Genomic DNA, 2,499 nt, shown 5'->3' with positions numbered 1-2,499 from the left:
CTGTGGCGGCGCGCTGCGCCTATGCGCAGGCGGGCGCCGGCGCCGTTGCCAGTCAGAACGTCACCGATCCTGCGCTGGGACTGCGCGGTCTCGAATTGCTGGCGCGCGGCGCGTCGGCGGCAGAGGCGATTGTCATATTGAAGCGCACCGGTGCCTATCCCGAATACCGGCAGGTGCTGGCTGTCGATGCCGCCGGGACGACCGCTATCCACTCAGGGCCCAAGGCGCTTGGCATCTGGGCGGAGGCGCGTGCGGACAATGTCGCCTGCGGCGGCAACATGCTGGCCCATGACGGCGTTCCGCAAGCCATGGTCGAGGCGTTCCTGGCGTCGGAAGGGCATCTCGGCGACCGCCTCATCGCGACCATGCGCGCCGCGCTGAAAGCGGGCGGCGAGGCGGGTCCTGTCCATTCCGCCGGTATGAAGCTGGTGCGCGAGGTGGCGTGGCCGGTCGCCGATTTGCGCTGCGACTGGACCGACGATTGCCCGATCGAGCAACTGGCGACGCTGTGGGAACTCTACAAACCGCAGCTCGATGCCTATGTGACCCGCGCGATAAACCCATCCGATGCGCCGAGCTACGGCGTGCCGGGCGACGAATAGTCAAGACAGGGGTCACCTGCGATGAGCGAACTCAGTCACAAGGACTGGATCGGCAAGGCGTCCGCGATCCGTTTTCGCGACAAGGCGTTCATCGACGGCAAGACGGTCGCAGCGCGTTCGGGCCGGACCTTCGCCAGCGTCAATCCGGCTACCGGCGAGGTGCTGGCCGAAGTGGCGTCCTGCGGCGAGGAAGATATCGATCTGGCGGTTGCCGCAGCGCGGCGCAGCTTCAATGCGGGTGTCTGGTCGCGCACCAGTCCGGCGCACCGCAAGGAGGTCTTGCTGCGGCTGGCGCAGCTGCTGCGCGAAAACCTGCATGAACTGGCCCTGCTTGAATCGCTCGACATGGGAAAACTGGTCAGGGATGCGGCCGCGGTCGACGTTCCCGGCTCGGCAGCGATCTTCCAATGGTATGGCGAGGCCATCGACAAGATCTATGGCGAAGTGGCGCCGACCGGCGAAGGCGATCTGGTGCTGGTGCGGCGCGAGCCGCTTGGCGTGGTCGGCGCGGTGGTGCCGTGGAATTTCCCGCTCGACATGGCGACCTGGAAATGCGCACCGGCGCTGGCGGCAGGCAATTCGGTGGTGCTGAAACCCGCCGAGCAGTCGCCCTTGTCGGCCCTGCTTCTGGCGGAACTGGCAATGGAAGCGGGCCTGCCCGCAGGCGTGCTCAATGTCGTGCCCGGCCTTGGCGAAACCGCCGGCCAGGCGCTTGGCCGTCATATGGATGTGGATTGCCTCGCCTTCACCGGTTCGACCGCCGTGGGCAAGATGTTCCTGCAGTATTCCGGCCAGTCGAACATGAAGCAGGTCTGGCTGGAGACCGGCGGCAAGAGCCCGAACCTCATCTTTGCCGATTGCGGCGATCTCGACGCGGCAGCCGACATGGCGGCCTTCGGCATCTTCTTCAACCAGGGCGAGGTCTGTTCCGCCAATTCACGCCTGCTCGTCCAGCGCGGCATCAAGGATGCCCTGGTGGAGAAACTGGTGCAACGTGCGGCGGCCACGCAGCCCGGCGATCCGCTCGATCCAGCTTCGAAAATGGGCGCGATGGTCGATGCCCGCCACGCCGCCAACGTCATGCGCTTCGTTGAAGCCGGCAAGAAAACCGCGCGCCTGGTCGCGGGCGGCGACCTGGTCACGGTCAACGGGCGTGGCAGCTTTGTCCTGCCGACCATCTTCGACGATGTCGCGCCCGCCGATCCGATTGCCCGCGACGAGATCTTCGGGCCGGTGCTTTCGGTCATCGCCTTCGACGACGAGGCCGACGCGATCCGTATCGCCAATGACAGCCCATACGGGCTGGCCGCATCGCTCTGGACCGACAGCCTGTCGCGCGCGCATCGTATCGCCGGCCGGCTGCATGCCGGCACGGTTTCCGTCAACACGGTCGACGCGCTGAGCCCGATGACGCCGTTCGGCGGTTTCAAGCAATCCGGCTTCGGCCGCGACCTGTCGCTGCATGCGCTCGACAAATACACCGCGCTCAAAACGACATGGATCAAATACTGATGGGCGCCTAAAGCGCATCGCGATTGAACGGATTCAAGCGATGCGCTTTAGGCCTTTGCTCTATGCATGTCATTTGCGCAAAACCGGGGCCACTTTTGCGCGACATGCATTGGGCTTGATCGAAGCCCTCAAACCAGCAACATAGCCAGCCATGCCGCTACGCTTCACGCTCAGACAGCTGGAATATTTCGTCGCCGTGGGCGAAGCCGGTTCCATCGCTAAGGCGGCCGAACAGGTCAATGTATCGCCGCCATCGATTTCGGCCTCGATCGCGCAGCTGGAAACCGAGTTCGGCGTCCAGCTGTTTGTCCGCAAGCATTCGCACGGCCTGTCGCTGACGGCCGGTGGCCGCATCTTCCTCAAGGAAGCCGCCCGGCTGCTCAAC

Annotated in this window: 3 protein-coding genes; all 3 read left to right on the top strand. The window is 64.9% G+C overall.

The window, feature by feature from the left end; translation table 11 throughout:
* Positions 1-602 (top strand): DUF1028 domain-containing protein (locus tag EOC06_RS19905; protein WP_245469821.1); only part of this gene is annotated, 602 nt, incomplete at its 5' end.
* Between the two features lie 21 nt (positions 603-623).
* A complete protein-coding gene (locus EOC06_RS19900; RefSeq protein ID WP_128308586.1) occupies positions 624-2,114 on the top strand; it encodes an aldehyde dehydrogenase in 1,491 nt (496 codons plus the stop codon).
* A 151-nt stretch (positions 2,115-2,265) separates the two neighbouring features.
* On the top strand, positions 2,266-2,499 hold a 234-nt coding region (locus EOC06_RS42940), incomplete at its 3' end, for a LysR family transcriptional regulator (protein ID WP_245469819.1).

The organism is Mesorhizobium sp. M7A.F.Ca.MR.362.00.0.0, from assembly GCF_004023175.1.
Taxonomy (GTDB): domain Bacteria; phylum Pseudomonadota; class Alphaproteobacteria; order Rhizobiales; family Rhizobiaceae; genus Mesorhizobium.
This window is presented reverse-complemented; position numbering and strand designations above follow the sequence as displayed.

Coding starts and splice junctions, on each gene's coding strand:
- EOC06_RS19900 (WP_128308586.1), top strand. CDS start 624: ATGAGCGAACTCAGTCACAAGGACTGGATCGGCAAGGCGTCCGCGATC.